This is a genomic window from Halorhabdus sp. BNX81, from assembly GCF_029229925.1.
GTDB lineage: Archaea > Halobacteriota > Halobacteria > Halobacteriales > Haloarculaceae > Halorhabdus.
The window spans coordinates 2,573,012-2,589,839 of record NZ_CP107254.1 but is presented as its reverse complement, the minus strand read 5'-3'; the positions used below and the strand labels follow the sequence as shown (position 1 = coordinate 2,589,839).

Here is a 16,828-nt window from a genome sequence, read left to right as displayed (position 1 = left end):
TGGTCCGGGCGTCGCCGCGATGACGGCCGCCGACGATCGAGGTCGGCGCAACGTCCTTGAGACGTCAGCTATTGTCACGTCAGTCCCGCAGGCCAAGCGCCAGGGTCGTCGCGGCGACGACCAGCAGTGCCACGCCGGGGAGTGAGACCCCGACCGAAAGCGTCTCGTAGGCGACGTAGGCGACCATCGCGACCAGTGATGCGACGACGGTCACGATCGCGACGTGGAGGAACTCGGCGCGTTCGACGCTCCCACCGTCGAGTTCGGCGTCGATCGTGAACGCCCCCAGCGCGAACTCCCAGGCGAGGACGCTGCCCACGACCGCCGGGAGCAACCGCTCGACGGCAATCCCGACGAACGCGGTGGCGATCACGGCCCCGACCACTGCAACTGCCCCGAGTCCCGTCACCGTTCGCATATGTCGCGTCAGCCCGACCGCGAGGCCGGCGACGCCGATCACACATCCGACCAGCGAGACCGTCGTGATCGGGGCCACGACCAGTGTGACGCCGAGTGCGGCCACCAGCGCGCCCGCCCTGAGGACGGCCCCTGGCTGGTGGGTAAACCGCGACGGGGCGCTCATGCCGACCACCTCGATCCGGCCCGCGTGAGTGCAACGCCCAGTTCCTCCCCGTCCGCCCAGTCGATGACCCGGACGCCGGCCTCCCGTAACGCCTCGATCCGGTGGCGCCGTTCGAGGCGGACGAGTCGCTCGCCGACGGTGTCACCCGTCGTCACGTCCGGACTCAGCACCGTGACCGGATGGCCGTACGCGCGCAGCCGGTGGATCACGAAGCGGTAGGTGGGGTCGGTGAGCGCCGACACCAGCACGACCTGGGTCTCCTCGGGGAACCGGCGGTGGAACTCCCGGACCCAGCGTGGGCTAAAGGTATCGCTGTCGGGCGTCGTCGCCGGGAACGCGTCCGCTGTCGCCAGGGCACGCTCGACGTGCTCGCGGTGATCGTACCCCGTCCCCGGTGGGATCCACACCGGCGTCGGTCCGAGTGCAGCGATGCCGACCCGGTCGCCGGTCCCCAACAACGACCCACACACCCGTCTGGCAGCGGCGATCGACCGTTCGAGTGCGGTCGGCTCGTTCGGTTTCGGGGCTGTATACGACGATCCGGCGGTCTCGATGGCGATTGCGACCGACGCGGCTTGTTCTTCCCTGAACTCGATCGTCGTGAGTTCCTCGCTTGGCGACCGCGCCAGGCGTTTCCAGTCGATGCGATTCGTCGGGTCGCCCGATCGATACTCCCGGGTCGCGTAGAACGCCACACCTTCACCGCCCTCGGCGGGGATCCGCCCCAGTGACTCGCTTGCGTGTTCGAACAGCGGGACGTTCACGGGCGTGGCCTGCAACGCCGGAATACAGGAAAGCGACGTGTCGGCGTCTTCGACGGCCTCAACGAGGTGCGTGCGCGCCGACCGACCCGCGTAATCCCGGACGATCGCGTAGACGGGATCGAACTCGTGGGTTCCCCGGCGGGCAGTGACGGTGTACTCGACGGTCGTCGCCTCGCCGGGGCGAAGCGCCGTCCCGCGTCGGGGCGATCCCTCGGTCACTGAGAGGCCCTCCGGGACGCCGTCGACGACCCGGAGGTCGGGTAGCGTCCGGTCGCCGTCGTTGCGAACCGTCGTCGTCACCGTGACCTCGTCCCCGGGATCGGGATGGCGGGGGTCGAGCGTCCGCTCGACGGTCAGCGTGGCGTCCGGTGGCGTCACGAACCGGGCGAACGCCAGGACGCCGATCGGGACTGCCCCGGCGAGTACGACCCCGGAATCCTGGACGAACAGGCCGAGGCCGACCAACGCGACGCCAAGCGGGACCAGCGGTCGAAACCGCGCGGCGGTGACGACGTCGTACAGCTGACGGCCGCCAACCGTCCCCACCGCGAGATCGGCAGTCGAGTGTCGCTCCTCGGTGTCTCGGTCCTCTTCGAGGGCGAGACGTCCCTTGCCTTTCCCTTCGATGAGCTCGGATTCGCCTTCGAGCGTGGCGACTGTCCGCCTCACGAGGCGCTGGAAGTCCGAAGGGTCCTCGCGCAGGACGCCACGAACGCGCCCGGAAAGCCCCTCGGCGATCTCCGCGTCAGCGTTTCGCAAGAACGCCGAGGTCGGCCCGTCCCGTGGCCAGTCGCCGGCGTCGATCGCGGCCATCGCAGCCTCCGGGGTCGTCCCCCGTTGGCGGGCGAGGATTCTGGCCGCGAGTTCCCGAAGCCGATCGTGGATGTTGGCGCGATCCGGGAGATAGCCGGTTCCACTGCCGTCGAACTGCGCGAGCCTCCGGTCGAATGCGTTCCCCGGTGTCGGCGGTGTGGGCGTTCGCTCGACCGCCGGGGGTTCGACGTCGCTTGCCGTCCGCCAGTCGCGGTAGACCAGCAGCGCCATCACACCGGCGAGTACCCCGCCGCCCGCATACAACACTCCTGTCAGACCCGAGACACCACCCGCGGTAGTGGTCATGATCGCCACGCCCCCGCCGGCCAGCGACGTGAGCCCGATCACGACCGCGAACCTGCGCAGTCCATCGTTCACGAACCCTCACCTCCTTCAGCCGCCGCCTGCTCGGGACCGTGCGTGGCCTCGATACGTTCGAGCGCGGCGACGGCACGCTCTCGGCGCTCGTCGGTCAACGGCGCGTCACCGTACCGAACCTCCTCGAACGTCTCGGTGAGGACGCCGACGTCGTCGGGATCCATCCCCGCCTCGATCGCCGCCGTTTCGAACTGTCTCGGGGTCGACTCCTGGGGATCGCCGACACCCAGCAGCGTGACCATCGTCCCCCAGGCCCGATAGATCGCGTTGTCGGCCGCCCGCGGCGTTTCGGCGGCCTCGATGCGATCAGCGGTGTCGCCGGCGACCGTCGCGAGGCTGGACAGTTCGGCGTCGACAGCGCCCGTCTCGCTACCCGCCTCGGCGGACAGGACCGACCTGAGCGCGTCGGACCGCCAGGCGAGGAAGGCGAGGACGGCCACGACACCCCCGACGATGATGATCGTCGTTGCCCCCCCGGCCGGAAGGGCCAGCGGCGTCCCGGACCCCTCCCCGAACCCCGTCGTTCCCTGGGGGGTCGAGGGTGTTTGCGGCGTTAGCGACCTGTCCGGCGTCGGCGGCCCGCCGGTCGATAGATTGTTGAGCAACATGACAAGCAGCCAGAATCCGGCGGCGAACGCCGCTGTCCCGGCCGCAATGCCGACGAGCAGCTTGAAGCTTTCCCAGGGCTCGCTGGCGAACTGCACGAGCGTCGCCAGCAGTCCGATCAGGACCATCGCGGTCAGGATCGGGCGCAACAGCGTTTCGACCGCCTCGGGTTGGGTATCCCCGCCGTCCAGCGGGGGCTGTTCGAGCCCCACCCGGTCGCCGCCCTGCTCGGCGGTGAACAGCGGTCCGACCGCCACGGCGGCGAGGATCACGGCGAGGATAGCCAGCAGGGCGATCGCTCCCTGGGTGCGGTTCTCAGCCATCCTCCTTACGCACTCGCGTCCGCCTGGACTGTCGGGACCGGCGTGTCCTCGACGATCTCCCGGACGAGCTCGCGCTTTTCGATCTCCTGGACGGTGGCCTCGGGCGTGAGCACCAGCCGGTGTGCCAGGACCGGCTCTGCCATCCGGGTGACGTCGTCCGGAACGACGTAGTCCCGCCCCTCGATCACGGCGTAGGCCCGGCTGGCCTCCAGCAGGCGCTGGGTCCCCCGTGGGGAGACCCCGGTTCGAATGTGGTGGTGCGAGCGCGTCTCCCGCGTGACGTCGAGCATGAACTCCCGGAGGTCTCCCTCGACGCTGACCGTCTCGGGGACGTCTCGGAGGGATTGGACTGTCCCGGATTCGAGTAATTTCTCGACCGACGGCGTCGCCGCGTCGCGGGCAAGTCGGCGATCCAGGATCGTGCGCTCGCCGCCGCGATCGGGATAGCCGAGCTGGGTCTTGATCAGGAAGCGGTCCTTCTGGGCCTCGGGCAGTTCGAACGTCCCGCTCTCCTCGATCGGGTTCTGGGTCGCGATCACGAAGAAGGGGGCGGGCAGCGGGTGGGTGTCGCCCTCGATGGTGACCTGGCCCTCCTCCATGGCTTCCAGCAGCGCCGACTGGGTCTTCGGCGGGGCGCGGTTGAGTTCGTCCGCCAGCACGACGTTCGCAAAGAGTGGCCCCTGGCGGAACTCGAACTCCCGGTCGCGCTGGTTGAACACCTGACTGCCCATGACGTCCGCCGGCAGGAGGTCCGGCGTGAGCTGGACGCGCGAGAACGACAGCCCCAGCACCGTCGCCGTCGAGCGCGCTGTCAGCGTCTTGCCCGTCCCCGGTACGTCCTCGATCAGCACGTGTCCCCCGGCCAGCAACCCGACGAGGAGGTCCTCGAAGAACGTCCGGTCGGCGACGACCGCCTCGTTCAACAGGTCGATTACCTCCCGACACTGCGTTGCCGCCGCGTCGATATCCATGTCATGTGGTGACGGCCCGTCCACGTTTATAATTGTATAGGATTTTCTGCCGGAGAAAGGGGTGATGGGTCTGGATTGGGAGTGACGGTCGGCGCAACGGTGGTGGGCGGTGCGATGGCGCTGTCTGCCGAATCCGTCAGCGGTGCTCACACGTCTGAGAGAGTGTCTATCGAAGTGCCGGCGACGCCTACGGAAGGTGTCTGGCAGACTCCAAATGGGCTAGAAGTCACGCTCCCAGCAGGAGCACTCTACGCGTCTGAAATCTCGGACGGACGCGAGTACACACGTGGTTTCGGCTGGGAGTACATCGCCCAAACGACGAGTCTTTCGCAGGCGGATGTCCAGCACGTCATCGAAACCGGGACAGTTGTCGAATACGGCCACAACAAGCACGTCATCGGCGATACCCTGTCCGAGAAGGACAAAGCAATTCTGACGATCATCGGTGGTGTGGCGGTCGCCGCCGAAAGCTATGAGTCAGTGACTGATACCTGTGGAAGGAAGGTCCACATTCCAGATGAGTCGGCAAATCCTCATCCGTACAAGGATGGAATCACCAAGGACGACATCATCGATGCACTAAAAAATACCGCCGATGGAAATATCTGGACAAACGGGTACCTCTATGCATATATATGAAGCATCAAACGGCGTATGGCACATCGAGAGGGTGAGCCCGGACAACCCATTCGTCAATCTTATTGTCAGTACTAGCTTAACTGATCTTGGGGAAGATTTTGATTGGGATGATGCAGAATACGTGCATGATCACCTGGAGGACGACGGATACCGAGAGTATGACTGCTGAACATGAAATATAACAATCGATCTGAACTTTATCGTGAGGCAGAAAGCGCTCGTGAGAGTGGAGACTTAATCGAAGCGGGGGAGAAACTTCTGCAACTCACCCACTATGGAATTGTCAACTCTGGCCTCCACCATGTTGGTATGCTATCGAGTTTGACTAACATGAAATACGCTGTCGTCTGCTATAGAGTCGCGGGAAACGACGAGCGGTGTGAAAACATTGCTCGACAGGGGATATTGATCTGTGAAGACGTTCTCGCGGATCGTATCGACGGCGACGACGTGGAACGGCAAGCCTGGTCTGGCCTTGCCCACGAACACATCGGCGATCTGCGACGGATCGCAGGGATAGACGATCCAGACGCGTATCAAACAGCCAAACAGTACTACGAATCGGTAGAGGCAGCCAGCACGCTAGATCTGGTCATGGCGTGGGCCAACGAGAACGAATTCTATCAGAGCTCGAAATATATCGCTCATCTTGCGGATGCGGCTGGCCAATCTATCGATCCTGAGACAATTCGGGACCTCCGGAGTCTCTCGCTGACTCGTCGGATTACGTTTCGACAGTCTTCCTTCGGCGACATCCTGACACAACTTGATCAAAATGATTTGCTCGAGTGGACCGGTAACCCGCTTGCAATTCCAGATGACGAAGAATCATCCCACCTGTGACTCTGTTTTGAATGGTGTTTTCTAGATCGATTGAAAAAATTGCACCGATCAATCAAACAATGCCATGAATTATCGTCGAAAGCGGCAGCCAGATGACCCAGACAGAGTTGACGAGTCACCAGACACAGGGTGTTACTGATATGAAAGATAGATTTGTTGATATTCGGGAAGCCGCAGACCAGAAACGGGCAGAGGGGCAGTATATTTCCGCAGGAGATGGATTCACAAGGGCTGCCTTTGGATTTATAAGTGAAACAACATACGGGGATGATCTGGAGAGCGGAAATTTTGGCCAGTTCCTCTACTGTCATCTAAGTTCAACATTATGTTATAGAATTGGGGGGCAAGCACAGCGGTCCAAAAACCGATATCGACAAGGTTCGTTAATCGCGTCAGACTTGTTAGGTTATAACTGTGATGAAGCCGCACTCCGGGGTCTAATAAAAGAATTCGAAGCAGACCTCAAAACGATCTCTGGCGAAGAGGAAGGCGGATTATATCAAAACGCCATTGAAGAATACTCGAAGGCAAACCACTTAGATATGTGGCAATCGGAAATGGCCTTCGATTGGGTGTATGCGTTTTTTCGGCGGGTTGGTGATAGTAGTTCACACCAGCCCAGTGATTGGGATGTGATTCATAGAAATCCTATTGATCGAGCGGACTTTAAAGAGAATACCTTTGGGGATATGGTCAGTGAACTGATTTATGACGGCGAATGGGACTTTGAAAAATCATTTTAGAAGGATATCAGGCATTTCTGGGCTGGAATAGTATTTGTACAGGTACCCGTCCGGGAATCAGATTGAGCAATCTAGAGACCCATCGTTTGTCGGAAAACTGAAAATGATGTTGACCATACTACCGAAAGCACGTCATCGGCGATCCACTATCCGAGAAGGACAAAGCAATTCTGACGATCATCGGTGGCGTGGCGGTCGCCGCCGAAGAGTTTGATCGTGCTGTCGAACACGAATCTAATGAAGCAACGTGCAACACGAATGACTTTGTCGTCGAAACCGACAATAATCGAGGAGGAGAAGGAAATCCAGAACACACGATTCGCGACGAAAAGCCGATAAACGACATCGACAAGATTGACGAGATAATCAGGAACCCAGATAGGATCCTCGATTATTCCAATAATAGATATTTGATCAAACAATTCGATGATGGATACGGGGTGATTGTGACTGGGAAACACGGTAAATTTGACAACCTCTATGAGTTGATCACACAGCTTACAGATGATGATGGTAGCCTGTACGATTCGATGGACGATGCAGTTGACGACATCAAAGATGAAGAAAATGGAAGAGAACCAAACCGAAATATAGACTGTTGACAATGAAAGAACAAGCAAGAAAATTAAGCCAGGATGCGCGAAAAGCCCGCGATTCGGGAGATCTGATACAATCGGGGAATCTGTATACTGCGGCAGCACACGAACACGCCGGTACAGTCACAGAACACATCTTTCCGGAAACAGATCGAACACGGGGAGCAGTCAGTGTGTTAGGTTCGGCTGCGCTCTGCTATCGAATCGCAGGCGACGATTTCCGCACGCAGAACCGCTGTGATATGGGTATCTTGCTCGCTGAAGACTACCTGGAGTATATTGAGCGCCAGGAATTCGGTCCTCAGTCGTTTGGCGCTTTTCGACGCGGTGCATGGCCCGAATTCATCGGGGATCTCCGGACGATCGCACAGCGAGAGAACGCCGATAAAGCCTACGACCGGGCCCACGAGATCTATGCGTCGGCCGGCGACTACGAAATCTCGACCGGTGAACAGGAACATATGCGACTTACGAGTTTCTTCGAAAGCGTCCGTCGGGGGCTCGGCCACGATATATCGAATGACGCACTCGAACTCCAACCAATGGGCCCTACCATGACCGACTGGCTCGAATACAAGCGCGAACGGCTTCCTGCGTATCTTGATCAACTGGAAGCACAAGGTGAATGGCCACTCGAATAGGATTGAAGCGGTCACTCGGCACACCTTCGAATGCCATCTCGACGAGAGAAGTTAGCCATTGATTGAGGCCGGATATTCAATGGAACGTCCAGACCTGGGGATTGGTATGGACCCCAGCGATTTCAAGAGTGCAATCCAGAGAAGACGGAGACACCGGCAAGAAACGATTATGGGTCCGACCTGAGAATCGTTGCATATGACCTTCAGGTTGAAAATCGAGAATAGACACTGTTCGACTCCTCACAATGATTAAAGACTGGGTGGCGATCCATCAGGAAGCAGAGGACGCCAGGAAGGCCGGAAAGCTATCCATCAGCGGCGATCGGTATCTCCAGCTCAGCTACGTTCGGATCGGTAATGCCGCGCTCACACCCCAGAAGGTGCTTCTACACCTGAATAATATGAAACACGCTGCCGTCTGCTATAGAATCGAAGGAAACGACGAGCGGTGTGAAAACGTCGCTCGACAAGGGGTATTGATTTGTGAGGACGTTCTTGCGGGTCGTATTGAAGGCGACGAGGTGGAGCGACAAGCCTGGTCCGGGCTCGCACACGAACATATTGGCGATCTGCGACGGATCGCAGGGCTAGACGATCCAGATGCGTATCAAACCGCCATGCAGTATTTCGAGTCGGTAGAGGCAGCGGGTGCGCCACATCCAGTCATGGCGTGGGCTAATGAGGAGGAATTCTATCAAAGTTCGAAATTTATCGCTCATCTCGCGGATGCAGCCAATCAACCCATCGATCCTGACACAATCCGTGATCTCCGGAGTCTCTCGCTAACTCGCCGGATTACTTACCGGCAATCGGAGTTCGACACGATCCTCACAGAACTTGACAAGAGCGAGGCACTCGAGTGGAGTGAGCGCGTGTTGGCGACTCCCGGTTCTGATCCGTGAGTATATTGCGTCTTATATAATTTCAGTTATTACATAAAATGTATCAGATTCGTGTTTAGCTCTCCGTTTCGGGTGGCCGTTCGCGAGCGTTCCGGATATCGCCGATCCTGAAGCCGGAAACTAGAAACTCGGAAACCCGGAAACGACCCCCGGCCGCTTATGACGCTCGCCGCGAAATCGTCGCCTGATGATCGAGGACGCCCGCGTGCTCCGCGAGGAGTTCGTCCCGAACGACGTCGTCCACCGCGACGGCGAGGTCGACGCGCTCTCGGCCGTCCTCGAACCGGTCGTCGAGGGCCAGCCGCCCGAGTCCGCGCTGCTCACGGGCCCCTCGGGAGCCGGCAAGACCACCATCGCGAAGTTCGTCGTCGGCCGCCTCCGGGAGACCGCCCTCGACGTCGAGTCGATCCACGTCAACTGCTGGCAATCGTATACCAGATTCAAAGCCCTTTACCGGATTCTCGAGGGTCTCGGCCGGACGATCGACGTCCACCGCCAGTCGACGCCCCACGACGAACTCCTCGATCGGCTCGAAGCCTACGACGGCCCGCCGGTGATCGTCACGCTCGACGAGGTCGACCAGCTCGAAGACGGCCACCTGATCTATGACCTCTATCGCCTCCCCGCCTTCGCCGTCGTCCTGATCACCAACGACGAGGAGGAACTGCTGGCCGGCCTCGACGAGCGCGTCCGCTCCCGGCTTCACACTGCCCAGACGATCCACTTCGACCGCTACGACGTCGACGAGCTGACCGACATCATGGCCGACCGCGTCGACCACGGGCTTTCCGCTGATGCCGTCGACTTCGACCAGCTTCGCTGGATCGCCGACGCCGCCGCCGGCGACGCCCGGGTCGGGTTGAGCATCCTCCGGAGTGCCGCACGGCGGGCCGACCGCGACGGTGCCGATGCCATCGCCGCGTCCCACATCGAGGCCGCGATTCCCGAAGCCCGCCAGGAGGTCCGGTCGCGGGCCCTCGACGCACTGCACAAGGAGCAACGGAAAGTATTCGAAATCCTCCAGAAGAGCGACGGGCTCCCGCCGCGGGAGGTCTACGATCGCTACGTCGCGGCGGTCACGGATCCCCGGACGAAGCGGACGGTCCGGTCGTGGCTCCAGAAACTCGAACAGTACAACCTGGTCGAGGCCGACGGGAGTGGCCCGACCCGGACGTATCGCGTCATCGCCGAGGAGTAGCTGTGCGTTCGTCCACCTTCTGGGAGCGATCGCACCGCATCGCTGAGCGGTAACGGCCCACTCGCCAGATCGAGCCCACGTGCCGGAACTGATATTCCGATGAAAACTTATGCCGGTACCGGACGAACTCCCGGTTCATGCGCCGGCGTACCTTCCTCGGGACGGTCCTCGCCGCCGGGCTGGCCGGGTGTACGGCCCCCGCGAGCGACGAGACGCCTGGGGCAACGACGACCGTCGCGGGGCCGACGGTGGTGACCCCGCCCGAGCCTGACCCGGAGCGCGAACCGTTCCAGGCGGAGGGCTCGCAGCTCGTGACGGCCGCGGCCACCGACCGGGTCTACGCGCTGGGCGCGGGCGGTGGGGGCGGTGACGAGGAGTGGTTGTGGGACAGCTTCCAGTTCGTCTCGGAACCGGACGCCGACGGCCCCGCGCTCGTCGAGGGGACGCTCACCAACGAGGGCGACTTCGAGCGCGTGATCGCCTTCGAGGAGCTCTCGCTGTTCGACGGGACCGGCTGGTTCCGGCCGGACGGCTATCTGGACGTGTCGATCCCGGGCAGGGAACGTGACTTTGTGCATCTGCTGGAGCCGACGGCGGCACACGACTTCGCCGACAGGGAGTCGTCGTTCCACCGCGACGGCGAGGGCGTCTGGCGGGTCCGGGAGCACGCCGATCATGATATTCCGGACTACCTGCGCCTTGCCCCGGGCCAGACCATCTACGGGCAGTGGGCGCTCGTCGCCGACACCGTCGAGTTTGACGGCCGAGTGCCCGTCCCCGGGCGATACAGCACCGCCGACACCTCCGAAGTCCACCTGTCGATCGGCATCTGGGACCGGACAGCGCCCGGGCCGAGCGAGGAATCCATCCACGCGGGCCGGGACGTCCCGCCGCCGCCCCCCGCCCGCGAAGACGTGACTAAGAGGGTCTGGTACCACGAGGCCGGTCCCGAGACGCCGGTTTTCCTCCACCCGGAGACGGAGGCGGGAACCCTCCCGCTACGGGTTGACTTCACGCTCGTCAATCACACCGTCGAGCAGGCGTTCGGGCTCAACCCGTACAACTGGGGACTGTACAAATTGCACGACGACATGTGGTATCATATTGCACCCCAGAACATTCCGCTGCCAGGGGGATCGCTCCAGCCCGGGAGCATCGCTCGGAAAACACATACACTGTTCAACGGGCGGCGGCTCGGCGGTCCGCCCGGATTCGACGACACGGACGACAGCTACCGGCGGACGGTTCCGTACCTCGGGCCGGGGCTGTACGCCTACGCGCGTGACCTCATGTTCGAGGACACGTACCGCTGCTACGCGGCGCTACTCGAACTCGACGGCGACCCGGTCGCGGTGACGCCGGCCACGGATCTGTCCATCGAACGCGGCGGTGACACCATCGAGGCGGTCCATCCCGAGGTCGACACCAGCCGGCGGAACCACCGGCTCACCGTCGAGCGCGCCCCAGAGGCCGAGACCGACGAGCGAGTCCTCCCGGAACAGATCATGACTGTCGATTACGCGACGGGGCTCCGGAACGCCATCGGCCTGCTCGAGCCCGGCGTCGGGACCGTGCGCCTCGAAACCCCGACGTACGAGGTCAGTATAGCGGGAGACATCGCGGATCGCTCGCCCGTGATCCTCGAATCGCCCGACGGGCCGGTCACGATCCGGGTCGGGATCGAGGACCTCTGGGAGTGAGTCGCATGTGACGCTTCCGGAAACCCGCATGGCGGCCCGGCATCCGGAACCGACCCGGAAACGACGCCGATAGCGGTGCAGTCACCCGGTTTCACCCTGTTTTCGGCCGATCCGGAAACCATGAAACGACACACCAGTCGGTTTGACGGTCCCGGCGGATCGTTGTCGTATGGAACACGACGCGATCACCGGACGGATGGGAGCGGACAGCCGGCGAGGCGGATCGTCGTTCAGCGATCCACGATGGCCGGGTTCGAGTCGCGAGGACCTCCCGGGCCAGCGTGCCCGACAACGATCCAGTGGCGGAATCGACGACGCGGCGACCGCCGTGGACGTTGCCGACGGCCTCGCCCTCCCGGAACTCCCGACGCTCGAAGACGACCTCTATCTGCTGGAACCCGACGTGGGAACCGCGAGATCGCGACGCGATGCCGTCGTCGGCCCGCTTCACGCGCTCGCACTCGATACCGCGCTCTCGGCGGGCGGCGACGTTGTCTGGGTCGACGCGGGGGGCCACGCCACGACGCACGCCTTCGCCCGCGTCGCCCCCGCCGAGCGTGCGCTCGATCGCGTCCACGTCGCCCGCGCGTTCACGACCCACCAGCACTACACCTTGGTCGAGCAACTCGGCCGGTGGCTGGCCGACGACAGCGATGGCGATTCGCCCTTCGGCGCGCCGGCGACGGACCGCCCCGCAATTGTCGTCGCCCCGGCACTCGACGCGCTCTATCGCAAGGGGGAACTCCGGGATGGCGACGCCGGACGCCTTCTCTCCCATTCGCTGGCGACCCTCGCTGCGATCGCCCGCGAGCACGACATCCCGGTCGTGCTGACGCGGTCCAGGGACCCCGGCGACGCGGCTCCGATCGAGGCGGCTGCCACGACGATCGCCCTCGAAGAAACCCAGTTCGGCCCCCGATTCGAGTGCGACGACCTCGACTTCGAGACGCTGGTCTACCGCGTTGAGGAGGGCGTCCACCAGACGACGATCACCTACTGGGCGGAGATCCTCCGGGCTCGGCATCCCTCTCTCGCGTCCGGCGGCTCCGTCGGGGCAAGTGGATCCGGATCGACCGCACAGTCACTCACTATCGGGCCGGCGGCAATCAGGTGACCACGATGGGACGGACCAACCCCACGTTCCGGGACGTGCTCCGGTCGGTCGAGGACCGCTGGGCCCCCTTCCGGCGGGCGTTGCGCTACGAGGACCAGCAGCGCTTCGATCAGCTCCTCGGGGACGCCCGAACGCACGCCGACGCGGCGGGTAACCTGAACCACCATTCCCCGATCGTGCCGGTCCTGCTCGCGATCGCGCTCGCCCAGGAACGGCGGATCGACGAGCTCGAAGCGCGACTCGACGAACTCGAAGGGGAGATCGGCGAGCAGGCGGATCGCGTCGACGCCCTCGAAGCACAGATCGACGATCTCGGGCACCAATCCGACGAAATCTCGGCGGGGAATGGGACATCTCCACACGAAAGAACAGGGTGAAATTTCGGGCGATGGTCTTCACGATCGACTTCCTCGGCGACGGCGACCCGCTCGTGTGGTCGCTCGACGGCACCGTTGAGCAGCCGTCCTGGTCGGCGTCGCGCGCGGCCGCGTATCGCCCGACGGTGTACGCGGTCGCGGCGCGTGGGATGACCGACCGCGACCCCGACCGCGAGGCCTGCATCGCCGATTTGAACGATCTCCGGGCGGATCTCGACATGCATCCGGCGGTTGCAGACCTTCGTTTCGAGTGGAAGTCGCCGGGGTTTCGCTTTGCCGATCAGCCCGTCCTCCGGATCGACGTCGACCGGGTCGATGCGGTCCGGGAAGTCGCCCGCTTCGTCGAGGATCGCGGGCCGCCCGGTCGCGTTCCCTTCCGGGCGTTCGACGTGGACTTCTCGTCGGAGTTCCGGTACTGTCTGGAAACCGGCACCGATCCGACGCCGGAGCGGCCCCCGCGCGTCCTTCGGCTGGATCTGCCCCGGACTGCCGCGGCTGCGGGCGATCTCACCGCACTGGCGATCGGCGCGCGAACGACGGCCCCGACGGTCACTGCCGAGCCCACGTCGGCGGCGACGCAGCCGGCCGGCGACACCGTCGAGGAGACGCTTTCGACGCTCCGGCGGCGGCTGGCGGTCGAGGACCCGGACGTTCTCTGGGTCGAACGGAGTGACATCCTCCCGTTGCTCGACGAGGCGGCCACCGAGCACGGCGTCGACCTCGGCCTCCAGCGCGTCCCGAGCCGTGAATCGCGGGACGAAATCCCGGCCGTCCAGCAACTCGCGGGGGCGTCGACCTTCGAGTCCTACGGGCGACGGATGCACTCCCCGGCGCGGTACAACGTCCCCGGCCGGGTCGTGATCGACCGTTCGAACACGTTCTTCCTCGGCGAGACGAACCTCGCGGGGGCACTCGACCTCGTTGCCCGGTCGGGCAAGCCGCTGCAGGAACTGTCCTGGGCGTCGATAGGCAATGTGCTCACGGCGATCCAGATCCGGGCCGTCCGAAAGCGGGATGTCCTCGTCCAGTGGCGGGCCTGGCGACCGGAGCGGTTCAAGACCGCCCGGACGCTCCACGACGCCGATCGGGGCGGAACCACGCTCTCACCGATCGTCGGCGTTCACGACACCGTCCACGAACTCGACTTCGCGTCGATGTACCCCAACATCATCTGCGAACACAATCTCTCGCCCGAGACGGTCCGGTGTGGGTGTCACGATGGCGAGGACGTGCTCGAGTTGGGCTATTCCGTCTGTGATCGCGAGGGCTATCTCCCCGACGTCCTCGAGCCGATCATCGACGACCGTGCGGAGATGAAACGCCGGCTGGCCGAGGACGACCTCTCGGCCGCCGAGCGACGCGCACTCTCCGGGCAAGTGGACGCCCTGAAGTGGATCCTCGTCTCGTGTTTCGGGTATCAGGGGTTCAGCAACGCCAAGTTCGGCCGGATCGAGGTCCACGAGGCGATCAACGCCCACGCACGCGACGTCCTCCTCTCGGCCAAAGAACGCCTGGAAGCCGGCGGCTGGTCGGTCCTGCACGGCATCGTCGACTCGATCTGGGTGACGCCCCGCGAGGGGGCGACCCAGGAGCCACTCGACCCTATCGCTGCGGAAATCACCGACGATGTCGGGATCGCCCTGGAGCACGAGGGGGCCTTCGACTGGGTGGCGTTCTGCCCCCGACGCGACGGCGAGGGCGGGGCGCTGACGAAGTACTTCGGCAGTCGGCGCGATCCGGACGGGGACGACCCCTTCAAGGTTCGCGGGCTCGCCTGCCGGCAGCGCTCGACCCCGGCGTGGGTCGCGGGGCTTCAGCGGTCGCTCATCGAGACGTTCGACGGGACGCGCGATCCGAGCGCGGTGATCGACACGCTCGCGGCCCACCTCGCAACTCTTGCGGCCGGCGATGTCCCGACGACGGACCTGCTCGTCCGGAATCGCGCTTCGAAGGATGTCGACGCCTACACCCACCGGACCCGCACCGTCGCCGCGCTGGAGCGCGGTGGGGCAATGGGGCTAGACTACGCGCCGGGTCAAGACGTGGTCTACGTCGTTCGCGACGACGACAGAGAGGGGATGGACCGAGTGCGGCTGGCGTCGGAGATCGACGACGAGAGCGACTACGACGCGGGCTACTACCGCGAGGCGGCGATCAGGGCCGCGGTCGGCGTCCTCGGCCCGCTGGACTGGACGGACGCGGACGTCCGGGACGCACTCGCCGGCGAACGGGACGCGACGCTGTCGGCGTTCGACGGGGTCGATTGCGGTCGCGGTGCCGATTCGTCTCGCTCTTAGGGTGTCGACGGCTCATCCTCAGATGTCGATCGTCTCACCGATCGAGGGTGCCGTCGCGTCGAAACCGTCGCCGGCGAGTTCGGTCGCGTACTGCTCGCATTTGTCCCCATGGTTGACAAGGAGCGGGGTGTCACGGTAGGATTCGAGAAACGCGTGCAGGCCGTCCCGGTCGGCGTGCGCGGAGAAGTCGTAGGACTCGACCTGCGCGGCGACTGGCATCCGCTGACCGTCGATCTCGGCGCTGCCCGTCTCCAGCAGGTCCCGGCCCGGCGTCCCCTCGACCTGATACCCTGTGAGCGCGATCTTGTTGACCGGCCGATCCCGAATTTCGGGGATGTAGGTCATCGCGGGGCCACCGCTGAGCATCCCGCTGGTGGTGACGATCGCCGTGTTCTGTGCCGCGATGCGTTTCCGCTGGCCGTCGCGACCGTCGACGAACCGGGCGTGTGATTTGGCGCGCTGGAGAGCGTCGGAATCCCGGACGAACTCCGGATGCCGGCGGAGCATCTTCGTCACCTGCTTTCCCATCCCGTCGACGTAGCAAGGGATGTCGTGGGCTTCACAGATCATGAGCATCTCCTGGGTGCGACCGATGGCGAAGGCGGGGATCACGACGGTGCCGCCCTCCCACAGCGCCGTCTTGACGCTCTCGGCGAAGCGCTCCTCGAGGGTCGCCCGGTCCTCGTGGGAGACGTCCGAATAGGTGCTCTCGGTGAGCACCACGTCCGCGTCGGGGCGGGCGGTCGTGCCTGCGACTAAGCGTTGGTTGTCAGTATGGAAATCGCCGGTGTACAGCAGGCGCGTCTCGCCGTCGTCGACGAGGACGTGGGCGCTGCCGGGGATGTGGCCGGCGTTGAAGAAGGTGACCTCGTGGCCGGCCGCCTCGAAGGACTCGCGATAGCCGTGGGTCTCGCTGACCTGCGTGACGCGCCTGACGTCGACTTCCGTGAACGGGCAGTCGTAGGTGCCGCCGTGGAGTTTCAGCGTGTCCCGGGCGAGCGTCAGCGCGAGTTCCCGGGTCGGCGGCGTCCAGTGGATCGGCGGGCGTCGATCGCCCGAGAGCAGCGACGGGATCGAGCCGACGTGATCGAGGTGGCCGTGGGAGGCGACGGCGGCCTCGGGCTCGACGGTGCCGACCGGAAACTGCGGCGGGGTCTCGGTCTTCATCCCGTAATCCAGCAGCAGCGACTCGTTGACGAGGATCGCACTCCGGCCCACCTCGCCAGCGCCGCCCAGAAACCGGAGCTTCATTCGCGTCGTCGTTGTGCGTCGCCGGGTTTGGGTCCGTCGCTTCAGGTTGCATCCGCCGGCCCGCGCCGCGGCCCGGTGGCTTCGCTACG

General features: G+C 63.8%; 16 protein-coding genes. 11 read left to right on the top strand and 5 right to left on the bottom strand.

The annotated features are described in order from the left end of the window. Nucleotides 1-79: 79 nt before the first annotated feature. The 4 genes from HBNXHr_RS13080 to HBNXHr_RS13065 are packed head-to-tail and all read right to left on the bottom strand — an operon-like array spanning nucleotide 80 to nucleotide 4,438. The gene (locus tag HBNXHr_RS13080) at nucleotides 80-583 is read right to left on the bottom strand and encodes a hypothetical protein (protein ID WP_275882473.1); all 504 of its coding nucleotides are present in this window, start codon (nucleotides 581-583) and stop codon (nucleotides 80-82) included. Continuing rightward, nucleotides 580-2,538 carry a DUF58 domain-containing protein gene (locus HBNXHr_RS13075; protein WP_275882472.1) on the bottom strand — a complete coding sequence of 653 codons (1,959 nt, stop codon included), beginning with the start codon at nucleotides 2,536-2,538 and terminating at the stop codon, nucleotides 580-582. Before HBNXHr_RS13075 ends, HBNXHr_RS13080 begins: the two co-directional genes overlap by 4 nt. Beyond that, nucleotides 2,535-3,467 (bottom strand): DUF4129 domain-containing protein, encoded by a 933-nt coding sequence (locus HBNXHr_RS13070; RefSeq protein WP_275882471.1) that lies wholly within the window; start codon nucleotides 3,465-3,467, stop codon nucleotides 2,535-2,537. Before HBNXHr_RS13070 ends, HBNXHr_RS13075 begins: the two co-directional genes overlap by 4 nt. Before the next feature lie 5 nt (nucleotides 3,468-3,472). Continuing rightward, the gene (locus tag HBNXHr_RS13065) at nucleotides 3,473-4,438 is read right to left on the bottom strand and encodes a MoxR family ATPase (protein ID WP_275882470.1); all 966 of its coding nucleotides are present in this window, start codon (nucleotides 4,436-4,438) and stop codon (nucleotides 3,473-3,475) included. A gap of 114 nt (nucleotides 4,439-4,552) precedes the next feature. Between HBNXHr_RS13065 and HBNXHr_RS13060 the strand changes: the two genes are divergently transcribed. From HBNXHr_RS13060 to HBNXHr_RS13010, 11 genes are all read left to right on the top strand, one after another. Continuing rightward, nucleotides 4,553-5,077: a hypothetical protein gene (locus HBNXHr_RS13060; RefSeq protein WP_275882469.1), complete on the top strand. Its 525-nt coding sequence runs from the start codon at nucleotides 4,553-4,555 to the stop codon at nucleotides 5,075-5,077. Nucleotides 5,078-5,248: 171 nt separating this feature from the next. Beyond that, complete coding sequence (locus tag HBNXHr_RS13055) at nucleotides 5,249-5,920, top strand: hypothetical protein (protein WP_275882468.1); 672 nt, start codon at nucleotides 5,249-5,251, stop codon at nucleotides 5,918-5,920. Between the two features lie 140 nt (nucleotides 5,921-6,060). Beyond that, complete coding sequence (locus HBNXHr_RS13050; RefSeq protein ID WP_275882467.1) at nucleotides 6,061-6,663, top strand: hypothetical protein; 603 nt, start codon at nucleotides 6,061-6,063, stop codon at nucleotides 6,661-6,663. 188 nt (nucleotides 6,664-6,851) lie between these two features. Beyond that, nucleotides 6,852-7,265: a hypothetical protein gene (locus HBNXHr_RS13045; protein WP_275882466.1), complete on the top strand. Its 414-nt coding sequence runs from the start codon at nucleotides 6,852-6,854 to the stop codon at nucleotides 7,263-7,265. A gap of 2 nt (nucleotides 7,266-7,267) precedes the next feature. Then, nucleotides 7,268-7,900, top strand: a complete 633-nt coding sequence (locus HBNXHr_RS13040; protein WP_275882465.1) for a hypothetical protein — start codon at nucleotides 7,268-7,270, stop codon at nucleotides 7,898-7,900. Nucleotides 7,901-8,145: 245 nt separating this feature from the next. Further along, complete coding sequence (locus tag HBNXHr_RS13035) at nucleotides 8,146-8,802, top strand: hypothetical protein (protein ID WP_275882464.1); 657 nt, start codon at nucleotides 8,146-8,148, stop codon at nucleotides 8,800-8,802. A gap of 187 nt (nucleotides 8,803-8,989) precedes the next feature. Continuing rightward, nucleotides 8,990-10,000, top strand: a complete 1,011-nt coding sequence (locus HBNXHr_RS13030) for a Cdc6/Cdc18 family protein (protein WP_275882463.1) — start codon at nucleotides 8,990-8,992, stop codon at nucleotides 9,998-10,000. 137 nt (nucleotides 10,001-10,137) lie between these two features. Next, on the top strand, nucleotides 10,138-11,700 hold the full coding sequence (locus tag HBNXHr_RS13025) for a hypothetical protein (RefSeq protein WP_275882462.1): 1,563 nt from the start codon (nucleotides 10,138-10,140) through the stop codon (nucleotides 11,698-11,700). A 169-nt stretch (nucleotides 11,701-11,869) separates the two neighbouring features. Then, complete coding sequence (locus HBNXHr_RS13020; protein ID WP_275882461.1) at nucleotides 11,870-12,814, top strand: hypothetical protein; 945 nt, start codon at nucleotides 11,870-11,872, stop codon at nucleotides 12,812-12,814. Between the two features lie 5 nt (nucleotides 12,815-12,819). Continuing rightward, nucleotides 12,820-13,191, top strand: coding sequence for a hypothetical protein (locus HBNXHr_RS13015; RefSeq protein WP_275882460.1), 372 nt, complete (start codon nucleotides 12,820-12,822; stop codon nucleotides 13,189-13,191). A gap of 11 nt (nucleotides 13,192-13,202) precedes the next feature. Next, nucleotides 13,203-15,488, top strand: coding sequence for a type B DNA-directed DNA polymerase (locus tag HBNXHr_RS13010; RefSeq protein WP_275882459.1), 2,286 nt, complete (start codon nucleotides 13,203-13,205; stop codon nucleotides 15,486-15,488). A gap of 18 nt (nucleotides 15,489-15,506) precedes the next feature. Here HBNXHr_RS13010 and HBNXHr_RS13005 read toward each other — a convergent pair whose 3' ends face one another. Beyond that, nucleotides 15,507-16,739, bottom strand: coding sequence for an MBL fold metallo-hydrolase (locus HBNXHr_RS13005; protein ID WP_275882458.1), 1,233 nt, complete (start codon nucleotides 16,737-16,739; stop codon nucleotides 15,507-15,509). Nucleotides 16,740-16,828: the final 89 nt, after the last annotated feature.

Bases quoted from the DNA above. Each gene is read 5' to 3' on its own strand.
- HBNXHr_RS13080 (WP_275882473.1), bottom strand. From the start codon at position 583: ATGAGCGCCCCGTCGCGGTTTACCCACCAGCCAGGGGCCGTCCTCAGG.
- HBNXHr_RS13070 (WP_275882471.1), bottom strand. From the start codon at position 3,467: ATGGCTGAGAACCGCACCCAGGGAGCGATCGCCCTGCTGGCTATCCTC.
- HBNXHr_RS13065 (WP_275882470.1), bottom strand. From the start codon at position 4,438: ATGGATATCGACGCGGCGGCAACGCAGTGTCGGGAGGTAATCGACCTG.
- HBNXHr_RS13060 (WP_275882469.1), top strand. From the start codon at position 4,553: ATGGCGCTGTCTGCCGAATCCGTCAGCGGTGCTCACACGTCTGAGAGA.
- HBNXHr_RS13055 (WP_275882468.1), top strand. From the start codon at position 5,249: ATGAAATATAACAATCGATCTGAACTTTATCGTGAGGCAGAAAGCGCT.
- HBNXHr_RS13050 (WP_275882467.1), top strand. From the start codon at position 6,061: ATGAAAGATAGATTTGTTGATATTCGGGAAGCCGCAGACCAGAAACGG.
- HBNXHr_RS13040 (WP_275882465.1), top strand. From the start codon at position 7,268: ATGAAAGAACAAGCAAGAAAATTAAGCCAGGATGCGCGAAAAGCCCGC.
- HBNXHr_RS13035 (WP_275882464.1), top strand. From the start codon at position 8,146: ATGATTAAAGACTGGGTGGCGATCCATCAGGAAGCAGAGGACGCCAGG.
- HBNXHr_RS13030 (WP_275882463.1), top strand. From the start codon at position 8,990: ATGATCGAGGACGCCCGCGTGCTCCGCGAGGAGTTCGTCCCGAACGAC.
- HBNXHr_RS13025 (WP_275882462.1), top strand. From the start codon at position 10,138: ATGCGCCGGCGTACCTTCCTCGGGACGGTCCTCGCCGCCGGGCTGGCC.
- HBNXHr_RS13020 (WP_275882461.1), top strand. From the start codon at position 11,870: ATGGAACACGACGCGATCACCGGACGGATGGGAGCGGACAGCCGGCGA.
- HBNXHr_RS13015 (WP_275882460.1), top strand. From the start codon at position 12,820: ATGGGACGGACCAACCCCACGTTCCGGGACGTGCTCCGGTCGGTCGAG.
- HBNXHr_RS13010 (WP_275882459.1), top strand. From the start codon at position 13,203: ATGGTCTTCACGATCGACTTCCTCGGCGACGGCGACCCGCTCGTGTGG.
- HBNXHr_RS13005 (WP_275882458.1), bottom strand. From the start codon at position 16,739: ATGAAGCTCCGGTTTCTGGGCGGCGCTGGCGAGGTGGGCCGGAGTGCG.